This window comes from Adhaeribacter aerolatus (assembly GCF_007991635.1).
GTDB lineage: Bacteria > Bacteroidota > Bacteroidia > Cytophagales > Hymenobacteraceae > Adhaeribacter > Adhaeribacter aerolatus.
This window is the reverse complement of sequence record NZ_BJYS01000027.1, coordinates 38,202-60,027: the sequence shown is the minus strand read 5'-3', so window position 1 is coordinate 60,027 and position 21,826 is coordinate 38,202. Positions and strand designations below refer to the sequence as shown.

The window sequence follows — 21,826 nt, the reverse complement described above, 5'->3', positions numbered from 1 at the left end:
CCATTAGTTTATAATATACACAGGGTCAAGCATATGGCTTTAGGAAAAAACATGAAGTTGAATAAAGATAAACTGATCTCTAAACCGGGAAGCGAGGAGGTAACACCAGGGCCGGCAGCTGAAAAGGAGGGGGCTTTAGCACCTGACCCCAATGATGCCGCCTTTATGCCACCCAATCCGGCCGAAGCAACTAAACGGAGCAGTGCCCGGCCTAAAGCTACACCGGCTGAGGTAGCCGTGTTGGCAGAGCCAGTGGAAAATAAAAGAGGGAAGGATAAAATGGCCGAAGACAGCCCTGTAAACAACCTTAATGGAAAAAACGGTTTTAAGGGCCTGGACGATGAGTACGTAAACGAACAGCTAAACCGGGTTCTATTTGCCTTGGATGCCTTTAAAAAGGGCGATGTTTCGGTGCGTTTAACCAAGCAGCACAACGATATTTTTGCCGATATTGCCGAAGCCTATAACTCCATGGTAGAAATGATTGGGGGTGTAGGTGGCGAAGTATCCCGTATATCAAAAGTAGCCGGAGTGGAAGGTAACCTGAAAGCCCGCGCCTCGGCTGAAAATGCCGCCGGCTTCTGGAAAGACATGATCAATAATATTAATGGGCTGGTTGATTCGATTGCGGTTCCGGTATTGGAGGTAGGTAAAGTATTGAAGAATATTTCGCGGGGTAATCTCGACGAAAGCTTCCAGATTCCGGTATCCGGTGATTTTAAAGTAATGGCCGAAACCATTAACCGTACCATCGATAACCTGAATATTTTTGCCGGTGAAGTAACCCGGGTGGCCCTGGAAGTAGGCTCCGAAGGTAAACTGGGTGGCCAGGCCGGGGTGCCCAACGTGGCCGGCGTTTGGAAAGAACTCACCGACAACGTAAACACCATGGCCAGCAACCTGACCTTACAGGTTCGGGATATTGCCAACGTAGCCACGGCCGTAGCCCGTGGCGACTTAAGCCAGAAAATTACAGTAGATGTAAAAGGGGAGATGCTTTTGTTAAAAGAGAACATCAACCAGATGGTGGACTCGCTGAATATTTTCGGTGATGAAGTAACCCGCGTGGCCCGGGAGGTAGGCTCCGAAGGTAAGCTCGGCGGACAAGCCAATGTACCGAACGTGGGCGGAACCTGGAAAGTGCTGACCGACAACGTAAACACCATGGCCAGCAACCTGACCAGCCAGATGCGCGATATTGCCAACGTTGCCACGGCGGTGGCGAAAGGTGACCTGCGGCAAAAGATTACGGTAAATGTAAAAGGCGAATTCCTGGAGCTGAAAGAAAATATTAACCAGATGGTGGATTCGCTAAACGTATTTGCCGGTGAGGTAACCCGGGTGGCCCTGGAAGTGGGTACCGAAGGTAAGCTCGGCGGACAAGCGAAAGTGCCGAACGTAGCCGGGGTTTGGAAAGACCTGACTGAAAACGTAAACGCCATGGCCAGCAACCTGACCTTGCAAGTACGGGATATTGCCAACGTAGCGACGGCCGTGGCCCGCGGTGATTTGAGCCAGAAAATTACGGTAGATGTACGCGGCGAGCTGTTGCAGTTGAAAGAGAATATCAACCAGATGGTAGACTCCCTGAATATTTTTGGGCGGGAAGTAACCCGCGTGGCCCTGGAAGTAGGCGCCGAAGGAATATTAGGCGGACAAGCCAAGGTGCCGAACGTAGCGGGCATGTGGAAAGAGCTGACCGATAACGTGAACTTTATGGCGGGCAACCTGACCAGCCAGGTACGCGATATAGCCAACGTAGCCACGGCCGTAGCCAAAGGCGATTTGAGTCAGAAAATGACCGTGAATGTTAAAGGCGAGATTCTGGAGCTGAAGAATATTCTGAACCAGATGGTGGATTCGCTGAACGTATTCGCCGGTGAGGTTACCCGCGTGGCCCTGGAAGTGGGTACCGAAGGTAAACTGGGTGGTCAGGCCAGTGTGCCCAATGTAGCCGGGATTTGGAAAGAACTCACGAATAATGTAAACGCGATGGCGGGAAACCTGACGAGTCAGGTGCGCGATATTGCCAACGTAGCCACCGCCGTAGCACGGGGCGATTTGAGTCAGAAAATTACGGTAGATGTAAAAGGCGAACTCTTACAACTGAAAGAGAACATCAACCAGATGGTGGACTCGCTGAATATATTCGGCGATGAGGTAACCCGCGTGGCCCGGGAGGTAGGCTCCGAAGGTAAGCTCGGCGGACAAGCCAATGTCCCTAACGTAGGCGGAACCTGGAAAGTGCTGACGGATAACGTAAACACCATGGCCAGCAACCTGACGCTGCAAGTAAGGGATATTGCTACCGTTACCACGGCCGTGGCCAAAGGCGATCTAAGTAAAAAGATTACGGTGGATGTACGCGGCGAAATGCTGCAACTGAAGGAGAATACAAACCAAATGGTGGACTCCCTGAATATTTTTGCCAACGAAGTAACCCGGGTGGCCCAGGAAGTAGGTTCCGAAGGTAAACTGGGCGGCCAGGCCAATGTACCTAACGTAGGCGGGGTTTGGAAGGCCTTAACGGAAAATGTAAACACCATGGCGGGCAACTTAACCAGCCAGGTGCGCGATATTGCCAACGTAGCCACGGCCGTAGCCCGCGGTGATTTGAGCCAGAAAATTACGGTAGATGTACGCGGCGAGTTGTTGCAGTTGAAGGACAACATCAACCAGATGGTGAACTCTTTAAATATTTTTGCGGATGAGGTAACCCGGGTATCCCGGGAGGTAGGTTCGGAAGGTAAACTGGGCGGCCAGGCCAATGTGCCCAACGTAGGCGGTGTTTGGAAAGAACTCACCAACAACGTAAACACCATGGCCACCAACCTGACCAGTCAGGTACGCGATATTGCCAACGTAGCTACCGCTGTGGCCCGCGGTGATTTAAGCCAGAAAATGACGGTAGATGTGAAAGGCGAAATTCTGGAGCTGAAGAATATTCTGAATCAAATGGTAGATTCGCTGAATGTATTTGCCGGTGAAGTAACCCGCGTGGCGCAGGAAGTAGGCTCTGAAGGTAAACTGGGCGGCCAGGCTAGTGTGCCGAATGTGGGCGGTGTTTGGGAAGCCTTAACCGATAACGTAAACCGCATGGCTACCAACCTGACGGTGCAGGTACGGGGCATTGTAAAAATTGTAACCGCCGTATCGAAAGGCGACCTTACCCAAAAACTAACCCTCGAAACCAAAGGTGAAATGGCTGATTTGGCTGAAACCATCAACAACATGGTGGACGACCTGAACCGTTTAGCCGGTGAAGTAAGCCGGGTAGCCAGGGTAGCCGGCGTGGAAGGTAAATTAACCGAACGGGCCACAGTACTGGGCGTAAGTGGTAGCTGGAAAGAACTGGTAGATACGCTCAACGACCTGCTCGAATCAATTGTATCGCCGGTGTTGGAAGTGTCGCGGATTGTACGGGCTATTTCCGAAGGAGATTTAACCCAGAAAGTTGAAATTCATACGGCCGGTGATATTCTGGCTATGGCCAACGCGGTTAACCTGGCGGTAGATAACCTCAACTCGCTCCTCGGCGAAATTAACGACAGCTCTTTGGTAGTAGGCAGCTCTTCTGAAGAAATGGCGAACAAAGGGTTAGATATGAGCCGGGTAATGGTGGATGTGGCGTTATCGATGCAGCAAATGGCCGAAGGTGCCGCCAACCAGGCGCTAAAAACCGATCAGGCCTTTAAACTGATCGAGGAAATTATGAAAGCCACTAAAGAAACCGCAAACAAAGCCGATGTGGTAAACAAAGCCGCGATTATGGGTGAGGAAACGTCCCAATTAGGTCTGAAAACGGTGGCTGAAGTGGTGAAAAATATGGAGGAAATTTCAACGGCGGCGGCCCTCACTGCCAAAACCATTGAAGTACTGAGTACCCGTTCCCAGGAAATATCTAAATCACTGGGCGTTATTACCGATATCGCTTCGCAAACCAACTTACTGGCCCTGAATGCGGCCATCGAAGCCGCCCGGGCTGGTGAGGCAGGCCGCGGATTTGCGGTAGTTGCTGAAGAAATCCGGAAACTGGCCGAGGGCTCCCGCAAATCGGCGAACGAAATTGCGACCTTGGTAGACGACGTGAAAAAAGATACCTCATCGGCCGCCGCTGCGATCTCGACCATGGAAGGCCGGGTATTAAAAGGGAAAAATGCCACTTTTGAAGCTTCCGGCGCCTTTAAAAATATTGCCACTTCCACTGGCGAAACCTTGCGGTCGTCCCAGGATATTTTAACAGCCACCGAAGTCCAGAAATCTTCTATTTCGGATGTAGTTAAATACGTAGAAGAAGTGGTGGCCATTGCTGAGCAAACGGCTAACGGTACCCAGCAGGTAGCCGGTACTGCCAAGCAATTATCCGGTTCAATGCAGGAGCTTACGTCTTCCAGCCAGCAACTAAACGAAATTGCCGATGATTTACAGGTAGCTATTTCGGCCTTTAAGCTGATTAACGGCAGTTATATTCCGCATGGCCGGGCTTTCCGCAAAATGGGCTTCCCAACCTATAACCGTGAAGTGCTCGTATCTCCGCCCCGGTCGCAGGAATCAAACCGGTTTACAAACATAAGAAATTCATCATTTGCCGCGCCGGACGATCGTTTTGGTAACCAGGATGCTTCCGGAAACGGCCGTTCGGGTAGCAGAAATTTAGGTAATGCGGCTTCTGGTTCTTCCTTATCAGATGATGCGAAGAAGGGCTCTGCAAAAAAGGGCGCCCCTAAATCAAAATCTTAAGTTGGATGGAACAGGAAGAGCGGAAAGATAAACGGGACCGGAAAGTAGAACCCATGGTTCACTTAATAGTATTTAAACTCGGTTCAGAAGAATACGGCATCCGGATAGAGCAGGTCAAGGAGGTAACAGTAACCCCCGAAGTTGCCCGGATGCCCAAAACGCCTAAATTTATTAAAGGCATTGCCAACATCCGGGGTGATATTATTGCCATTATGGATTTGGAAGAGAGATTTCATATCCGGCTGCCGGACGATGCCATAAGCTTGGGTAACTACAAAAATACGTACACCCTGACCTTGGAGGCCAGCGATTATACAATTGGTTTAATTGTGCGGGAAATGCCCCAATCTTTAACCATTCCTATTTCGCAGATAGATAAAACGCCGGCTTTTATCCAGGATTTAAATATTAATGAAAATTTTATTGAAGGAATTGGTAAAATAAACGGCCGGTTGATAATTGTACTGGATATTCTGCGTATTCTTACCAGTGATGAATTACAGCAATTAAGAGTGTTATCCTGAAAGATGCAGTCGTTTATTATTTAATAACAGTGTTTCTAAAATATGAAAAAAAGAATATTGATAGTTGATGATTCCTTTTACATGCGGACCATGCTGAAAAACATGCTGACGGATGCAGGTTACGAGGTTGTAGGCGAAGCGCCGAATGGCCAAACGGCTTTGCAGATGGCCAAAGAGACCAATCCGGACCTGATTACGCTGGACGTTATATTGCCCGACAATACCGGGTTAGATGTACTGAAAGGCATCCGGAAAGACCAGCCCGACATGAAAGTGATAATTGTTAGCGCCGTTGGCCAGGAAGTAATTGTAACCGAAGCCATCGAAAACGGGGCATTGGCTTACATAGTAAAACCCTTCTCCGAAGACAAAGTGCTGGAGGTAGTGGGCAATGCCCTGAAAAATTAGTCAGCAGCAAAACACGAGTTGGTTGGTGTTGAAGTTGGATAACATTTGATTTGGGGTAGCGTTATCGAGAAAATAAAAATAATTATTGCCGATTTCTCAGGTTTTACGCGGCTGGTCTTAACTGATATTTTAAATGCCGAAGTAGATCTGGAGGTGCTGGACACGGCCGAAAACGGGGATGATCTGCTCCGGAAAATAAAAGCGGAAAAACCGGACCTGGTAATAGCCGATTATGATTTGCCGAAGAACAGCCGTCTGTATTGCTTCCGGCGAATCCAGCAGGATTACCAGATACCCATTTTACTGTTGGTTAGTCGCGATACCGTGGCCGAAGATTTTATTTTCCAAACCATGAAAGTAGGGGTTTACGATTATGTTAAAATCCCGGCCCATACGATTCTGCCGCAGTTCCGGAAGATACAGGAAGAAATACTGTTGAAGGCAAGAGCGGTAATGGAAATAAAAAAGTTCCAGCAATCGCTGGCAGAACCAGCGAATAAAAGCGGAATTGGCCATAATTCAGAAGTAGCTGCCAGGAGAAGTAACCGGTACCAGCAACCGCGATCATTTGTGGTAATTGGCGCTTCTACGGGCGGCACAAAGGCCATCGAATATATATTAGGCGGGATTAAACCGGAATTAAAAACCGTCATTCTCGTGGCCTTGCATTTGCCGGGCCGGTTTACAGGTATTTTTTCGGAGCGTTTAAAGCGCTTAACCGCTTTAAAAGTAATGGAAGGTAAAATAGGTACGCGCCTGGAGGCCGGTAAAGTAATTGTAGCGCCCGGAAATAAAAATATGGTTATCACCCGGCACTTAGGGCTCCGGAACGATTTCCGGATAAGTTTTTCCGAAGAGCCGGCTAATGAATTTGACTGTCCATCGGTAGATATTCTGATGAACTCGGTGGCCGCGTTGGCAGGGCCGTGTACGTTGGGCGTAATCTTAACCGGTATGGGTAAAGATGGTACTATCGGCACCCAAACCATTTTAAATAACGGCGGCGATACTGTGGCTCAGGACGAGGAATCGTCGGTGATATTTGGCATGGCCAAATCAGCAATTGAAAACAGAAGTATTAAGAAAATATTAAACTTAACCCAAATACCAGATTACATTAACCGGTTTGCCGAATACCACCAGATTTAGGCCAGCCGACTTTTACGGATGAAATCGAGAGAAGAAGAATACAAGGAAATATTTATTGGCGAAGCGCTGGAATATTACGATGCCTTAAACCGGCACATCAGCGATCTGGAAAAAAATCCGGAAAACGATTCGCTGTTGGCCGAAATATTTCGCTTGCTTCATAACATGAAGGCCAATGCCAAAGCTATTGGTTATATCCATATCTCAGAATTATCGCATAAACTCGAAACTGCTTTTGAGCTGATTCGGAATAAAAAATTAGCTTTTGCCGACGAAGCCGTAACTATATTATTCGACGGCATTGATTTGCTGGGCGAGCTGATAAATAACCTGGACCAGGAAGATTACCAGGCCCAGGACGAAAATATCATCCGGAACCTGGATATTATCGTTCAGACGGGGGAGAGCGGCAATAAGCCGGGCGATAAAGCGGTAGAAGTTGCCAAAGGGCCCAAATACCTGAATTCTAAAAATATTCAGTTATCTGACCTGATTTATATCCAGATTAAAAAGCTGGACCATTTACTAAACCTGGTGGGTGAGTTGATTATAGATAGAGACCGGATTATTTCTATCAGTAAAGAATTAGACCACCCGGATTTAACCTCTGTGAGTTCGCATTTGTATCGGCTAACCGAGGATTTGCAGTTTAGTGTAATGGATGCGCGGCTGGTTACGATTGGTTCTTTGTTTAATAAATTTCCGCGGATTGTGCGGGACATTGCGGTAGCCGAGAAAAAAGAAATTCATTTGGATATTACCGGTCAGGACATCCAAATTGACCGGAATATTCTGCAGATTATTACGGATTCGCTGTTGCACATTATGCGGAATGCTATTTCGCACGGCATTGAGCCGGCCGAGGTAAGGGAAGCCGCCGGCAAGCCGGCGGTGGGCAATATTAGCTTATCGGCCCAAAGCGACCGGGATATGGTGCAGATAAAACTGAGCGACGACGGCAAAGGCATTGATTTAAACGATGTGCGCCGGGGCATTGTGCAGAAAGGATATTTACCGGCCGAGGCGGCGAATGAACTACGCGATTCGGAAGTGCTGTCTTATATTTTTGAGCCAGGTTTTTCGCTGGCCAAGCAAATTACCGAAGTATCAGGCCGGGGAGTAGGTTTAGATGTAGTAAAAAATGCCATCGACAGCATCGGTGGCCGCATCCGGATTGATTCGGAAAAAGGCAAAGGCACTACCTTTACCTTGCATTTGCCTACTTCAATCGCGGTGAAAGGCGCTTTGCTTTTTGAGGTAGACAGTAGTTTTTACGCCATCCCACTGATGCATACCGACTCGGTGGTGGCTTTGGATAAAGATGAATTACACGAAATTGGCGGTTTGCTGGTAGCCGATATTAAAAATGAAACCATCACGGTAATTTCGTTAAATGAATTTTTAACCGCTGATGAGAAGACCATGAACCTGGGCAGCAAAGCTAAGCTGCAGGGAGTGGTGCAAAACATTATAATAGTTACTTATAATAACCGGAAATTGGGCCTGATTGTCGATAAATTATTCCGGCAGCAGGATATTGTAGTAAAAGCTTTAAATAAACCGGTTGATATCATTGAAATTTACGGTGGTGTTACCTTATTGGGCTCCGGAAAAGTTTGTTTAGTGTTGGATGTGCCGGCGCTAACCCGTTATTTTTTAACTAAGAAGTAAAAGATACGCTGAAAGCAAAGTTACCTATATTAAAGATTCGTGCATGGAACTTAGAATAAGTGAACTAGAGAAAGATATTATCAAGGAAATTTTGAATATAGGACTAGCGCGGGCAGCAGATTCCTTTGCTTCCATTTCCCGCGACCGGGTTTTGCTGAAGGTACCCAATATGGAACTCATAAGTGCTAAAGAAGTTATAGCAACTTTAGAGCAGTTTGAAGCTACCCACCAGATTATTCAGTCCGATATTAAAGGTGATTTTAACGGTACCACCCTGATGATCTTTTCGCATTTGCATATTCAAAAGCTTTCGGAGGTTTGTTTAAACATGAAATCTCCCTTTCCTGAGGAACTAAATGCTATGCAGGAATCGCTGCTACTCGAAATCAGCAATATCATTACCGGGGCTTTTGTAACCCAGTTAGCTAATATTTTAAAAGCCAATATTTACGGCTCGCCGCCGGTGCACCCGGAAAAAGGAAATTTAGGCGGATCGCTGAACCATATTTTTGATAGCCATCCTTTTTACCAACCAATAATTTTTACGGTAATTACCCACTTCACCAATTTCGAAGAAATGGTAGAATTACCCTTATTCCTTTTCTTCGACACCGAAACATTTGGCAAAATTCTGGAAATAATCCGGTCTTACAATTTTTATGAATTAAATAATTAAACCTAACTGAACGTAGTATAAGTTGGCTTTCCAGGCATTATAGCTATTAGGAAGATGACCTTTTTTTCAATATAGGACTTACGCAAAGTTATTGAATAGCCTCCCTTTGGAGTCAGGAGAAGGATGAAGCGGTAAAAAGATAATTTTAGAAAGTACTATAATATTTAAAAAAAGCTACTTGTTCTTTCCTTAAAAAAGTTTAAGAGTTTCTATACCATTAATAGCAGGTTTAATGTCTGATTATTAATGGTTTAAACTAATTTAAGGATGTGTAAATAGCCGGTAACTTCGGTTAAGGAAATAAAATAGTTCCACCGTTTTTAGCTTAACTGGTTTAAACCAAGCACCTGAAACCAAAACAACCTGAATACCCGAAAGAAAGTAAAATGCTTGAACAGTTGTTTTACTCGGTTGTATATATTTAAACCCCAAAGCGCAAAAGTTTAAAATAAAGCCTGATGCGCCCTACCTAATTTTCTTTACACACCCTATGCAAGACAAATCAGCAATTGCGGAAATTAAAAAACAAAAAATAGAACAGTTCGACCCCAGTGGCGTAGGCAATATCAGTAGTGGCATGTTTGGCCTCCCATTTTCCATCGACGAAGCCGAAGTAGTGCTTATTCCGGTGCCCTGGGAAGTTACTGTTTCTTATAATGCCGGTACGGCCCGCGGCCCCGAAGCTATTAAAGAGGCGTCTTACCAACTCGATTTGTTTGACCCGAATATTGAAAATGCCTGGAAGTTAGGGATAGCCATGGAAGAAATATCGGAGGATTGGCTGCACGAAAGTACCGACTTGCGGCACAAAACCCAGACGTATATTCAATGGCTAGAAGGTGGCGGCGATCAGATTTCCGAAGCTACCGCAACAGAACTAACCCAGTCAGTTAACCAGAAAGGGCAGGAATTGTTAAACTGGCTGAAAGAAAGATCTTTAAATTATTTAAACCAGGGCAAATGTGTAGGGGTAGTGGGTGGCGACCACAGCACGCCTTTGGGTTTGATTCATGCATTGGCTGAGCAACACGAAGAATTTGGCATTTTACAGATAGATGCGCACGCCGATTTACGGAACGCTTACGAAGGGTTTGAATATTCGCACGCTTCCATTATGTACAACGCTTTAAAACTGAAGCAAGTTAAAAAGCTGGTGCAGGTAGGCATCCGCGACATAGCCGAATCGGAAGTGGAACTGGCCCGTTCCTCTAATGGCCGCGTCATTACTTTCTACGATGCCCTGCTGAAAGAGAATATGTACGAAGGCGATACCTGGAAAAAGCAGTGTAAAAAAATTATTGCCCAGCTTCCGCCAAAGGTTTACATTAGTTTTGATATCGACGGCTTAGACCCCAAATTATGCCCGGGCACCGGTACGCCGGTAGCCGGCGGTTTGCAGTTTGAAGAAGCTATTTACCTGATTAAAGCTTTGGTGCGGAGCGGCTGTAAAATTATTGGCTTTGATTTGTGCGAAGTAGCGCCGGGCAACGACCAGTGGAATGGAAATGTAGGCGCCCGGCTGTTGTACAAGCTTTGTAACTGGATGGCCGTTTCGCAAAATAAATTAAATGCAGCGGGTTACAATACCGGCGAAAAGTAAGAAAAGGTAAGCAGCACCTTTCTAAAGTTTTAATATTAAATTTTACTTCCACTTAAAAGTAAAGCTATGGGATTTATTATTAAACTTTTGTTTACAGCTATTGCGGCAGCCATTTCCGCCCTTATTTTACCTGGCGTAGAACTAGACGGTGCTGTTAGTGCGATTATATTAGCCCTGGTGCTGGCCTTTTTGAATGCCTTGGTTCGGCCCATTCTGGTTATCCTGACCATACCGGTTACCATTGTAACCCTGGGATTATTTTTATTGGTGATTAATGCTTTAATTATTTTGTTAGCCGATTATTTGCTGGCAGGTTTTCACGTTAACGGGTTTATCTGGGCGCTCATTTTCAGTTTAATATTATCGCTGGTAACGGGCCTGATAGATGTAATCCGGGGCTATTAGTTCTTTCTGAAGCAAAAGAAAAGCCCATTTCTATAAGAATGGGCTTTTCTTTTGCTTTATAAGTTTTCCATTTAGAAGGTTATATTTTTAGTTTTGAGCCAGTTACGACAGGCATCGGCACATTCCTGACACGCTTCGGCGCATTTCTGGCAATGGTCATGATCATGTTTGGCACACTCATCGTGGCAGGCCTGGCAAATTTCAATACACTCCCGCATTACATGGGGCGCATGCACCGAATTCCGGGCTACAAAACGGGCAGTTAAAGCACAAATATCGGCGCAGTCCCGATCCAATTGAATACAAGGCACCATCATTTTTACATCGTCTTCCTGCAGGCAAAGGGTGGCACAGGTTTCGCAGGCGGTAATACATTTAATCAAGACATGCTCCAGGTTGTTCGTTAATTCCGATTTCATAGTTTTGGGTTTAAGTTCAAGTATATTTAAATACGGCCCGGAGGCTGCATGGTTATTTTTACCGGTTTTGAGGCAGGCGGTGTGGCGATGCGGACAGATTTAAGTATTTTTGTAATCCGATTCAGAGAGCAATGATGAGTGAGCGCGCGCAGACAATTTTAAAAGAATATTTTGGTTACGATGCTTTCCGGCCCATGCAGCAATCCGTTATTCAAACGGTGCTCGCTGGCCAGGATTGCCTGGTGTTAATGCCAACCGGCGGTGGCAAATCGCTTTGTTACCAGGTACCGGCGCTGGTGATGTCGGGTATCTGTGTGGTGGTTTCGCCGCTGATTGCGCTCATGAAAGACCAGGTAGAAGCGTTGCTGGCCAACGGGGTGCCGGCGGGTTATCTTAACAGCTCTTTAAGCGCCGAAGATCAGTACGAACTGGAAAACGAGTGCCTGGCCGATAAAATCAAACTGTTGTATGTTTCGCCGGAAAAATTGTTATCACCGGGATTTTTTTCCTTTTTAAAGCGTCTGACGGTCAATTTATTCGCCATCGACGAAGCCCACTGTATTTCGGCCTGGGGCCACGATTTTCGGCCCGAATACACCCAACTTAAGTATATAAAAGAGCAGTTTCCCCAAGTACCCATAGTGGCGCTTACCGCCACCGCCGACCGTCTGACCCGGCAGGACATTTTGAAGCAATTAGGCCTGCCCTCCGCAAAAGTATTTGTTTCGTCCTTCGATCGCCCTAATCTTAATTTAACAGTTTTACCTGCCAAAAACCGGTTCAAGGTTATTCTGGATTTTCTAGAATCTCATCGCGGACAACCGGGCATTATATATTGCCTCAGCCGTAACAGCACCGAACAACTAGCGCAAAAGTTAATGGGCGAGGGTTATAAGGCAACGGCCTACCATGCGGGTTTACCAGCGCAGGCCCGTTCAAAAGCCCAGGAAGCCTTTCTGAAAGATAATGTGCAGATTGTTTGTGCAACCATCGCTTTTGGCATGGGGATCGATAAATCGAATGTGCGGTGGGTAATTCATTATAATTTGCCCAAAAATATTGAAAGCTATTACCAGGAAATAGGGCGGGGTGGCCGGGATGGCGCCCGGGCGGGGGCTTTGCTTTTTTACAGCTACTCCGATGTAATGCGCCTGCGCGATATGTTTAAAGAGGGAAACCCGGAGCAGGTAAGCCTGCAAATTGCCAAACTGGACCGCATGCAGCAATTTGCCGAAGCCGCTACCTGCCGGCGTAAAATATTATTGCAGTATTTTGGCGAAACCCTGGAAAAAGATTGCGGGAACTGCGACAATTGCCGCAATCCGCCCGCTACCTTCGATGGTACATTATTGGCACAAAAAGCTTTATCGGCGGTGGCTCGGATGCAGGAGAAAGTAAATATGAGCTTGTTAATAGATGTGCTGCGCGGTGCCCGGAACCAGGCCGTTTTGCAGAAAAGTTACGACAAAATTAAAACCTACGGGGCCGGCCGCGACCTGCCGCACCAGGACTGGCAAAGTTATTTGCACCAGTTTCTAAACGCCGGTCTGCTCGAAATGGCCTACGAAGAGGGTTATGCCCTGAAACTGAATAACCGGAGCCGGGAAGTATTATTTTCTAACCAAAAGGTAAAGCTGGTTAAATTTCAGCCGGTAGCCGAAAAAGAAGAAGAAAAGGTAGAACGCCGGCCGAAAAAAGAATTTATTAAAGATGAATTATTTGAACGCCTGCGGGCGCTACGCAAAAGTTTAGCCGACGAAAGGCAAGTGCCGCCCTACGTTATTTTTTCGGACAGTACCTTGCTCGAAATGGCCGACGAAAAACCAACCAACCGGATTGCCATGCTGGCTATTTCGGGTGTAGGTATGGTTAAGTTCGAAAATTACGGTCACAGTTTTATTAATGAAATTATCGGGTTTATAACCGACCGGCGGGAACAGGGCAGTAAAGTAAAAGGCGCTACCCATTTAGTAACTTACGAAGCTTACCAAAAAGGTCTGCGGCCCGAACAGATTGCCGCCCAACGCAACTTAAACCTGGTTACCATTTATTCGCACCTGGCTACTTTGTACGAGCAGAACTATGACGTAAACCTGGGCAAATATTTAACGGCCGCTGAATACCGGATCCTCGAAGATTATTTTAACTGGCATGGGACTGACCAAAATTTAAAAGATATATTCGAGGCCCTGCACCAGGCAATCGATTATTTTAAAATCAGGCTGAGTATAGCTATTTACAAAAAGAAAAAACAAACTGTTAAATAACAAAAAAGCCGCATACAGCGGCTTTTTTGTTATTTAACAGTTTGTAATAAACTTTATAATTTGGCTATTTGATCAGTCCAGCTGTCTTTGTCGCCGATAACAGTACCGTTCGTACCAATATAATTTCCTCTGAGTAATAATAAACCGGCCACGTGTGGAGCGGCAAAAGAAGTACCGTGGCCGTAAGTATAGGTGCCGTTTTTGCCGGTAGTAGTAATATTTACACCAGGTGCTGCCCGGTCGACCGGCGCGCCAAAGTTAGAGGCGTTCCAGAAATACTTGTTAGCATCCATTGCCGAAACCGTATAAACATTAGTGGCATTAACCCGTTGCGGAGAAGTGTTGCTGCAATCTACCGCGCTGTTACCCGCCGCAATCGAAAAATAAATGCCCTTGGCTGCGGCAGTTTTAATGGCATTATCCAGGATAGAGGAAGCGGCCGCACCGATGCTGATATTCACCACATCGCCGGCTTTGCCGTAAGTGCCAACGTGATTTACCGCCCGGATAAGGTTGGAAAGGGAACCGGCCCCATTATTATCTAAAACGCGCAACGCAACGATGGTAGCATTGGCGGCCACGCCAACTACTCCAATGGTGTTATTTTTAGCCCCAATTATACCAGCAACCATAGTGCCGTGGCCATAACCATCCTGAACAGAAGTTAAGCCGGTAACAAAGCTCACACTGCGGGCAATATCTACTTTGAGGTCGGGGTGATAAACATCAACGCCGCTATCAATAACCCAAGCAGTTTTGCCTGTGCCATCGCCGCGGCCTACCATGTTTACGCCCCAAGGCACGCTTTGGGCTGGTTGGGCCGGCATGGTATAAGTTGCGCTGGGAGCTTCCGTAGAATAAGCCGTGAGGCTGGATTTACCGGATGGATCTAAAGAAATTACCTGGTCCGGTTCGATAGATGCTACTTCGGGATTATTTCTTAAATCTTTAAGTTGGTCGGAAGACAATTTACCGGTAAAGCCCTGAATTCTCCCCTCTAAGCTTTCGCTGATGTTGGTGCGGTTAACTTTTTTGGCGAAAACCAGATCATCAATAATCTCAGTAGTTTTTTCTCCTTTATCTTTGAAAACAACAATATATTTCCCCTGAATAATATTCGCAGTATTAGGAGTTTCTGCGGCAGTTATCTTTGGTGCTTGCTCTTCCAACAACTTATCCTCATTCTGGCAACCAGCCATTGTAAATACCGAAGCCAGGGCGAAAAAAGATACTGCTTTTTTAAATTTTGTTGCCTTCATAAAATAAAAAATGGTTTATAAAAAATTTAGTAAGTCTTGTTTGTTTAGGTAAACCTTGGTTATCTAAAATTAAGCATTTTATTCTTTACTGATGTCTCGCCAACAATATTTTTTTTGCATTTAGTTCAGAACAGGTAAAAATATATAAAAATATATATTTAAGTATTATTAAATTGTTTATACAAATCTGTCTTCCAAATTTTGGATTTGAAGTAAACGTTTTAGTTTAAAATAACCTTTATGCCCTAAATATTTATTTTAAAACCAATATTTAGTCCTTTCAGATTAAAATAATTTAAAATAGGATTTTATCATTACATATTATAATATGAGAAAAATTCATTAAAAAAAATGTTTCAAAATTTTTCTGATTGTTCATTTAACAAGAGGTAAAATTCTGAATATAAGAAATAAAGGATGTTGGATAAGATAGTTTTGGAACAGTTTACTTATGAAGAATACCGGCTTAAGTGGCCTGGTTTGCTAAGGTAATAGCATAAATCAGAATAAATTAACTAAAATTATTAGTAAATTTGCTCTGTATATTTTATATTTACGTAATAACCAATTATATAAAAAATTTATTCATTAAGGCTTATGGTTGATAGCAACTTAAAGTTTCTCCGCAAGAAAAATGGCTTAACCCAGGCCCAGTTAGCTGAAAAACTGAACATAAAAAGGTCTTTAATCGGAGCGTACGAAGAAGGAAGAGCCGAACCCCGGTTAAGCACCCTGGTAAATATATCCCGGCTTTTTGATATTTCTTTGGACCAATTTGTAACCAGAGATTTAAGTAAAAATGGCCTGGAACTGGTAAAAGAAAACAATGCCGGTAACGAAGGCAAACTAAGGGTGTTGGCTATTACGGTAGACCAGGATAATCGCGAGAATATAGAGTTAGTGCCACATAAAGCCAGTGCGGGCTACCTGAACGGATATGCCGATCCGGAGTTTATTGAGGAATTGCCTAAGTTCCGTTTACCTATGTTAAATACTACGGGTACGCACCGGGCCTTTGAGATTAAAGGCGATTCGATGCTGCCGATTGCTTCGGGTACGGTAATAATTGGCAAGTTTGTGGAAGATTGGTCTTCTATTAAAGATGGTACCCCGTGTATATTGGTTAGCCAGCAGGAAGGGGTAGTGTTTAAGCGCGTGTACAATAAAATCAAAACCGAAGCTACCCTGCGGTTGCACTCCGATAATCCGGTTTACCATCCTTATGAACTGGGTATAGATAATATTTACGAAATATGGGAAGCCAAGGCCTATATCAGCAATAGTTTCCCAATTGCTGATTTTTCTTTGAGTAAACTTACTTCCATTGTAATGGATTTGCAGCAGGAAGTAATTAAACTCAAAAAAGCATAACTTATAACCTGGCAGCCATGAAAGGCCTCCTGAAAATTTTCAGGAGGTTTTTTATTTATAAGCCTTTGTAATAGAACCAGAATAACCAAAGGTTTCGGATGCCGTAACTATTATATATTTTTTTAGCTATAGATGCTCATCACTTGGGTAATAAAACTCCGAAACTATGACAGAACTTATAAAAGCGACCGACAGGCATTTTGCTGCAACTGGCTGGCTTAAATCGCACTTCTTATTTTCTTTTGCTGATTATTACAACCCCAATAATGTCCATTTCGGGCCACTGCGGGTTTTTAATGATGATGTTGTTGCACCTAAAAGCGGCTTTCCGCAGCACCCGCACTCCGAAATGGAAATTATTACCATTGTGCTGGACGGAGAGGTAGCCCACGAAGATAGCCTGGGCAATAAAACTACGATTGGTGCGGGCGAAGTGCAGCGCATGACTGCCGGAACTGGTATCACTCATTCCGAGCAAAACAACCAAGACAAGGAACTACATTTATACCAGTTGTGGTTTTTATCGAACAAAAAAGGGTTACAGCCTTCTTATGAGCAAAAGCGGATAGACTTTCTGGATGCGAAAAATGAATTAATTCCGTTGGTAACCGGCCAGAAGGTTTTAGAAGACGTGGTCTTTATGAATTCAAATTCTACTGTTTATTACGGCAATTTCCGGGACGATAAGGAATATAATTTCCAAACCTTTAATATACGCGGAACCCTGCTTTATCTGACCGAAGGCGAACTATTTGTAAACGGTCACCAGCTCTTGCAAAATGATCAGCTCCGGATAACCGATGTAGATTTAGTTACTATTAAGGCAGCCAAAGACAGTAATTTTATTTTAATAGATGTACCTATGGTACAGGCAAACTACTGATTCAGTTTTGTATTAAATTTAATAAAAATCATTAAACGAAAAGAGCCGGATAAAGTCCGGCTCTTTTGGTTTTAAATGGCTAATATTGGGCTTAACCATAATCATAAAGTATATTTCCGGTCTTTATTCTGCTCTTTCAGGTAGGTCATTAAAGGTTGGAAGTAAGCAACCATGGCGCGGGCACTTAAATCTTCTCCGGTTTTTTCTTTCAGCACTTTGCGCCAGTCGGCACTTTCGCCGGGGTACATGATGCTGGCTAAAAACTTACCCACTTCTTTATTGCCATAATAGTTGGTCGCGTGCGGATCTTGTTTCAGGATGTTTTTGGCAATGTGGTCGTGAAGCTGGAATAGAATAACGTAAGAGAGGGCGTAGTCATAATATTGCGCCGGGTCGTCGTTAATGTGAGTTTTGGAAGCGGCATCAGCGTACTCCGGTCCGCGTTGCGTTGGAGGCGCCATGCCCTGGTATTGTGCCGCCAATTCCCACCAGCGTTGGTTAAAGTTTTCCGGAGCCAGTTTCTTGGCGTATAAATCGTGTTCAAATTCACTCATTACGCCCGAAGCAAATGGTATAAACACCACGTAGTTTAAAGCTTCTTTTAACAAAGTTTGCACCTCATCCGTCTTGGTATTTTTATCAACCAAATTTAGTTGCGCCAGAAAAGGCTTTTGCATGGCAGCTAAACCCATTAAGCTGCCCATTGCTTCGTGGTAAGCTCTATTAGCTCCACCCCGTAATAAAAGAGGTACATCCGGGTTAGAATAGGTCATGTAATAATAAACGTGGCCGAGTTCGTGGTGGGTTGTTTCGTACCATTCGGCATTCGGCTCAACGCTCATGAGGCTGCGCACATCTTTATCCAAATCCATGTGCCAGGCCGATGCGTGGTTGTTTTTCTTGTAAGCGGCATTGGCTGGTACCGGATATAAGCTCGATTTTTCGTAAAAACTCTTAGGCAAAGCCGGAAAGCCCAGGCTTTGGTAAAAGCGTTCGGCTTGCTGTACCTGCCACTCGGCCCCTTTGGCGCGTAATACACCATCCAGGTTAATGCCGGCAACGTCTACCATGCTGCTCCAGTCCTGGCCCCAGCGGTTGGGTAACCAGTGCGCCGGTAATAAATCCGGTACCTGGCTTTGATTGTATTTTTTGGCTAATTCGTAACGCGCATAGGTATGCAGTTCCCGGTATAGTGGCATTAATTCTTTATTAATCCGCCGCATCAGGTCCATCATTTCTTCCCGCTTCATACCGTAGTCTGAAGCCTGGTAGCTGAAATAATCATCGTAACCCAAGGCTTGCACGGTTTCGTTGCGGAGGTTGCGTAAGTTAACCAGTCCGCCTTTTAGTACCTTGCCCACTTCTTTACTGTCTTCCCAGGCTTGCTGCCGCTTGGCTAAATCTTTTTCTTCCCGCAGAATAGAATCCAGCTGGTTGGTAGAAACCGGTTTGCCGTTTAATTTATAGTTGAATCCGTATAATTTTTCGGTTTGCTCCGTTTCGGCTTTAATGCGTTTTTTTACCACCTCCGGAATGGTCTGGGGGTTGTTAGCGGCGGCAAAGAGCATATTTTCCAATTGCTTCACCTGTATATCCGTCAGGTCTTCTTTGTGCTCCAGCAGTTCGCGGGTTTTCTTAATATTCTCTTCGCTGCCGGTAAAAGCGGCCATGGCTTCGTTCGCTTTCCGGGTGGCAATGGCATTGGTGGAATCGCCTTCTACAATGCGGGTGTTAGAAGTCCATTCGGCTTCCGATGATTGGGTATATAGCTTCTGGAACTGTTGGCTATACGCTTGGATATAGGTATCAGCTTCCTGTTGATAATTTTTCTTATCTCCGCAGGACCATACCAATGTAAGCGCCAAAGCAGGAATGAATATTTTTTTCATAGAATATTTACGTGTAAAATCAGGACGGCTGAACGCCGGTTAAGTTGGCTACCAGTGATGCTGCCTTGGGCTTTTCCGATATTATTTTTAAGGAATGTAAAGTATCTATTACCGTTTCCATCATATCCAATGGTACCGTTGCCTCTGTAGCCCACTGGGTAGCTGCAAACCAGGTTGCTGCGTCTTCGGGTTGTAAATTAAACTTTTCGGCTACCAGTTGCGGGGCTGCTGGGTTTTGCATAAACGCCTGGTTGGCCTGGTGAATGACGGCTAATAATTGTTGTAACGCTGGTGTATGGTTATCAATTATTTCCTGACGGGCAGCAATTACAAAGCAAGGCCACGGGGTCGGGCATTCGCCCACGCGCCGGAATTCACCGCTATCTACCAGGGGCTTGGTCATAAATTTCTCCCACATAAATACGTCAGCCTCGTTGTTTAGGAAGGCTTGGCGGGCGCCATTTATATCGCCTACGGTTATTAACTCCAATTTAGAGGGGGCCCAACCTTGCTGCTGGGCATTAACAAACGCCATTAAGTGCGATCCCGAACCCAAGCGGCTGATGGCGTAGCGTTTAGCCTCCAGCTCATTTACATCCTGTAAATTCGAATGGGCTGGCACGTGAATACCCCAAATCAGGGGAGAAGCTACATAAACACTGATAATTTTGCTCGGATTACCTTTCACAATATCGGCCACGATGCCTTCGGTTAACAGCACCGCCACATCTAAATCGCTGCTGCGCAAATCTTTGGCCATAGCCCCAGTACCACCGGGATAATCCTGCCATTTTATTTCCAAGCCCTGCTGCTGGAACAAACCTTGTTCAATGGCCTGGTGCCACGGAATATTAAAGTGCTCGGGTACGCCACCTATCTTTAAAGTAATTGAATTCATTGTTTTATTTTAATAAAAGATTAGAACGAGTAATGTATTCTTTTAAATCAAGAAAAAGGTTATTCTGAAGCGGAAGCGCCATATTTTATAATTAGCTTTCTTCGGAATATTCCGGCAAAGCTAACTGGGGATCGTCTTCGGCTTCTTTTACCAAAGTGGCATCCAGCGATTTGCTTGTGCGGGCCCCTAGTTTCTTTAGCTGCTCTACTTTTTTTATCAGGTTGCCTTTGCCTTCCGTTAATTTGCTTAAAGCCGATTGGTAACTGGTTTGGCTGTTTTCGAGTTGGCGACCAATGGCTTTTATATCCTCTACAAATCCCACAAATTTATCGTAGAGTAAGCCGCTTTCTTTGGCAATCCGGAGTACGTTGTTTTTTTGGTTTTCCTGTTTCCAAACGCCTTCTACGGTGCGTAAGGTTGCCAGCAGGGTAGAAGTAGTTACAAAAACAATATTCTGGTCCAAAGCGTGGATAAATAATTCACGGTCGTGCTGCATGGCCAGGTTAAAAGCCGGCTCAATGGGAATATACATCAGCACAAAATCCGGCGAATTTAAACCTATCAGGTGATGGTACTCTTTTTTACTCAGTTCCTGGTAGTGGTTCCGGATAGATTGTATATGGCTGATTAAATGCGCCTGCTGCAGCGCTTCGTCTTCGCAATTGCAGTAAGCATCGTAAGCCAGCAACGAAACTTTAGAATCGATTATTAAATGTTTCTGACCCGGTAAGTTCACTACCACATCGGGGCGGTAATATTTATTATCTTCATTTTTGTAAACTGTTTCCCTAAAATAATGCTCGTCTGGCCGCAGCCCAGATTTTTCGAGTAATACTTCGAGTAAATATTCCCCCCAATTGCCCTGCGTTTTGCGTTCACCTTTTAAAGCTCTAGTCAGGTTAATGGCATCCTGGCTCATTTGCTGGTTCAGGCCGGCCAGCATGGTAATTTGTTCTTTCAGAGCAATATTTTCTTTCAGGCTTTTTTCGTAGGTGTGATCAACCTTTGTTTCAAATTCTTTAATCCGCTCTTTCAAAGGTGTTAAAATCGTTTCCAGGTTTTCGGCCGATGCTTTTTTAAAATGTTCGGCATTGTGCAACAACACCTGGTTCGATACGCTGGAAAACTGCTGCAGAAAAGAACTTCTCAGTTCTTCGAGTTCAGCTTTCTGGTCGCTTAGCTTTCCTTTCAGGTGGTACAGGTCGGTTTCGGTTTTGGTGAGTTCGGTTTGCAGGCTTAACACCGTAGCCGCCTGTACCCGGATTTGCTCTTTTAACTGGCTGTTCTCCTGTTGTTTCTCCTGGATTTGTACTTGTACAACCGATTGGGCAACCTGCGCCCGGTTTACTTCTGTTTGCAGTTGCTCGGTTTTTTTCCTTAGAAAAATATAGGTTAGGATGATACCCGCGGCAAAACCTAAAAATCCAATTAAAATGTCCATCTGGTGAAGTTAAGCGAAAAAGGAATGGCTCGCAAATAAGTCTATTTTCCTTAACCCAACCGGAAGGGGGAATATTGTTTTGTTACTAAACCTCACCCTAAATCCCTCTCCAGAAGGCGAGGGACTTGAGTTACTTTTAAAATGATTGTTCATCAAACAATAATCCCGTTATATAAATCAAAGGAGTTGTAGTTGAATTACTTTCAGGCAGGCTCCCCCTTCGCCC

General features: G+C 45.1%; 16 protein-coding genes. 11 read left to right on the top strand and 5 right to left on the bottom strand.

Features of this window, described 5'->3' with window-relative positions:
• The first annotated feature begins 51 nt into the window (after positions 1-51).
• The 8 genes from AAE02nite_RS17495 to AAE02nite_RS17460 all read left to right on the top strand — a co-directional run bounded on the left by AAE02nite_RS17495 (position 52) and on the right by AAE02nite_RS17460 (position 11,173).
• Positions 52-4,740, top strand: coding sequence for a HAMP domain-containing protein (locus AAE02nite_RS17495; RefSeq protein WP_246151129.1), 4,689 nt, complete (start codon positions 52-54; stop codon positions 4,738-4,740).
• Between the two features lie 5 nt (positions 4,741-4,745).
• A complete protein-coding gene (locus AAE02nite_RS17490) occupies positions 4,746-5,264 on the top strand; it encodes a chemotaxis protein CheW (RefSeq protein ID WP_146900577.1) in 519 nt (172 codons plus the stop codon).
• Between the two features lie 42 nt (positions 5,265-5,306).
• On the top strand, positions 5,307-5,672 hold the full coding sequence (locus tag AAE02nite_RS17485) for a response regulator (RefSeq protein ID WP_146900574.1): 366 nt from the start codon (positions 5,307-5,309) through the stop codon (positions 5,670-5,672).
• A 45-nt stretch (positions 5,673-5,717) separates the two neighbouring features.
• Positions 5,718-6,821: a chemotaxis protein CheB gene (locus AAE02nite_RS17480; protein WP_146900571.1), complete on the top strand. Its 1,104-nt coding sequence runs from the start codon at positions 5,718-5,720 to the stop codon at positions 6,819-6,821.
• A gap of 18 nt (positions 6,822-6,839) precedes the next feature.
• A complete protein-coding gene (locus AAE02nite_RS17475) occupies positions 6,840-8,492 on the top strand; it encodes a chemotaxis protein CheA (RefSeq protein WP_146900568.1) in 1,653 nt (550 codons plus the stop codon).
• Positions 8,493-8,535: 43 nt separating this feature from the next.
• Positions 8,536-9,168 (top strand): chemotaxis protein CheC, encoded by a 633-nt coding sequence (locus AAE02nite_RS17470; RefSeq protein WP_146900566.1) that lies wholly within the window; start codon positions 8,536-8,538, stop codon positions 9,166-9,168.
• A gap of 490 nt (positions 9,169-9,658) precedes the next feature.
• Positions 9,659-10,768, top strand: coding sequence for an agmatinase family protein (locus AAE02nite_RS17465; RefSeq protein ID WP_146900563.1), 1,110 nt, complete (start codon positions 9,659-9,661; stop codon positions 10,766-10,768).
• A gap of 66 nt (positions 10,769-10,834) precedes the next feature.
• Positions 10,835-11,173 carry a phage holin family protein gene (locus tag AAE02nite_RS17460; protein WP_146900560.1) on the top strand — a complete coding sequence of 113 codons (339 nt, stop codon included), beginning with the start codon at positions 10,835-10,837 and terminating at the stop codon, positions 11,171-11,173.
• A gap of 71 nt (positions 11,174-11,244) precedes the next feature.
• On the opposite strand, the gene AAE02nite_RS17455 is transcribed toward AAE02nite_RS17460, so the two are convergent.
• On the bottom strand, positions 11,245-11,592 hold the full coding sequence (locus AAE02nite_RS17455) for a four-helix bundle copper-binding protein (protein ID WP_146900557.1): 348 nt from the start codon (positions 11,590-11,592) through the stop codon (positions 11,245-11,247).
• 131 nt (positions 11,593-11,723) lie between these two features.
• On the opposite strand from AAE02nite_RS17455, the gene recQ reads away from it, so the two are divergent.
• Positions 11,724-13,859 (top strand): DNA helicase RecQ, encoded by a 2,136-nt coding sequence (gene recQ, locus AAE02nite_RS17450; RefSeq protein ID WP_146900554.1) that lies wholly within the window; start codon positions 11,724-11,726, stop codon positions 13,857-13,859.
• A 53-nt stretch (positions 13,860-13,912) separates the two neighbouring features.
• On the opposite strand, the gene AAE02nite_RS17445 is transcribed toward recQ, so the two are convergent.
• Entirely contained in the window at positions 13,913-15,118 is a 1,206-nt protein-coding gene (locus AAE02nite_RS17445; RefSeq protein WP_146900550.1) for a S8 family serine peptidase, read from the bottom strand.
• A 597-nt stretch (positions 15,119-15,715) separates the two neighbouring features.
• On the opposite strand from AAE02nite_RS17445, the gene AAE02nite_RS17440 reads away from it, so the two are divergent.
• Both AAE02nite_RS17440 and AAE02nite_RS17435 read left to right on the top strand, forming a co-directional pair.
• A complete protein-coding gene (locus AAE02nite_RS17440) occupies positions 15,716-16,489 on the top strand; it encodes an XRE family transcriptional regulator (protein WP_146900547.1) in 774 nt (257 codons plus the stop codon).
• Positions 16,490-16,655: 166 nt separating this feature from the next.
• A complete protein-coding gene (locus AAE02nite_RS17435) occupies positions 16,656-17,372 on the top strand; it encodes a pirin family protein (RefSeq protein ID WP_146900544.1) in 717 nt (238 codons plus the stop codon).
• Between the two features lie 101 nt (positions 17,373-17,473).
• Here AAE02nite_RS17435 and AAE02nite_RS17430 read toward each other — a convergent pair whose 3' ends face one another.
• The 3 genes from AAE02nite_RS17430 to AAE02nite_RS17420 all read right to left on the bottom strand — a co-directional run bounded on the left by AAE02nite_RS17430 (position 17,474) and on the right by AAE02nite_RS17420 (position 21,600).
• Entirely contained in the window at positions 17,474-19,261 is a 1,788-nt protein-coding gene (locus AAE02nite_RS17430) for a M2 family metallopeptidase (RefSeq protein ID WP_146900541.1), read from the bottom strand.
• A gap of 19 nt (positions 19,262-19,280) precedes the next feature.
• Entirely contained in the window at positions 19,281-20,159 is an 879-nt protein-coding gene (locus AAE02nite_RS17425; protein WP_146900538.1) for a substrate-binding domain-containing protein, read from the bottom strand.
• 91 nt (positions 20,160-20,250) lie between these two features.
• Positions 20,251-21,600 carry a DNA recombination protein RmuC gene (locus tag AAE02nite_RS17420; RefSeq protein WP_146900535.1) on the bottom strand — a complete coding sequence of 450 codons (1,350 nt, stop codon included), beginning with the start codon at positions 21,598-21,600 and terminating at the stop codon, positions 20,251-20,253.
• Between the last annotated feature and the right edge of the window lie 226 nt (positions 21,601-21,826).

What these genes read in the sequence shown, in the direction of transcription:
- AAE02nite_RS17495 (WP_246151129.1), top strand. Translation starts at nt 52, where the DNA reads ATGAAGTTGAATAAAGATAAACTGATCTCTAAACCGGGAAGCGAGGAG.
- AAE02nite_RS17490 (WP_146900577.1), top strand. Translation starts at nt 4,746, where the DNA reads ATGGAACAGGAAGAGCGGAAAGATAAACGGGACCGGAAAGTAGAACCC.
- AAE02nite_RS17485 (WP_146900574.1), top strand. Translation starts at nt 5,307, where the DNA reads ATGAAAAAAAGAATATTGATAGTTGATGATTCCTTTTACATGCGGACC.
- AAE02nite_RS17475 (WP_146900568.1), top strand. Translation starts at nt 6,840, where the DNA reads ATGAAATCGAGAGAAGAAGAATACAAGGAAATATTTATTGGCGAAGCG.
- AAE02nite_RS17470 (WP_146900566.1), top strand. Translation starts at nt 8,536, where the DNA reads ATGGAACTTAGAATAAGTGAACTAGAGAAAGATATTATCAAGGAAATT.
- AAE02nite_RS17465 (WP_146900563.1), top strand. Translation starts at nt 9,659, where the DNA reads ATGCAAGACAAATCAGCAATTGCGGAAATTAAAAAACAAAAAATAGAA.
- AAE02nite_RS17460 (WP_146900560.1), top strand. Translation starts at nt 10,835, where the DNA reads ATGGGATTTATTATTAAACTTTTGTTTACAGCTATTGCGGCAGCCATT.
- AAE02nite_RS17455 (WP_146900557.1), bottom strand. Translation starts at nt 11,592, where the DNA reads ATGAAATCGGAATTAACGAACAACCTGGAGCATGTCTTGATTAAATGT.
- recQ (WP_146900554.1), top strand. Translation starts at nt 11,724, where the DNA reads ATGATGAGTGAGCGCGCGCAGACAATTTTAAAAGAATATTTTGGTTAC.
- AAE02nite_RS17445 (WP_146900550.1), bottom strand. Translation starts at nt 15,118, where the DNA reads ATGAAGGCAACAAAATTTAAAAAAGCAGTATCTTTTTTCGCCCTGGCT.
- AAE02nite_RS17440 (WP_146900547.1), top strand. Translation starts at nt 15,716, where the DNA reads ATGGTTGATAGCAACTTAAAGTTTCTCCGCAAGAAAAATGGCTTAACC.
- AAE02nite_RS17435 (WP_146900544.1), top strand. Translation starts at nt 16,656, where the DNA reads ATGACAGAACTTATAAAAGCGACCGACAGGCATTTTGCTGCAACTGGC.
- AAE02nite_RS17430 (WP_146900541.1), bottom strand. Translation starts at nt 19,261, where the DNA reads ATGAAAAAAATATTCATTCCTGCTTTGGCGCTTACATTGGTATGGTCC.
- AAE02nite_RS17425 (WP_146900538.1), bottom strand. Translation starts at nt 20,159, where the DNA reads ATGAATTCAATTACTTTAAAGATAGGTGGCGTACCCGAGCACTTTAAT.
- AAE02nite_RS17420 (WP_146900535.1), bottom strand. Translation starts at nt 21,600, where the DNA reads ATGGACATTTTAATTGGATTTTTAGGTTTTGCCGCGGGTATCATCCTA.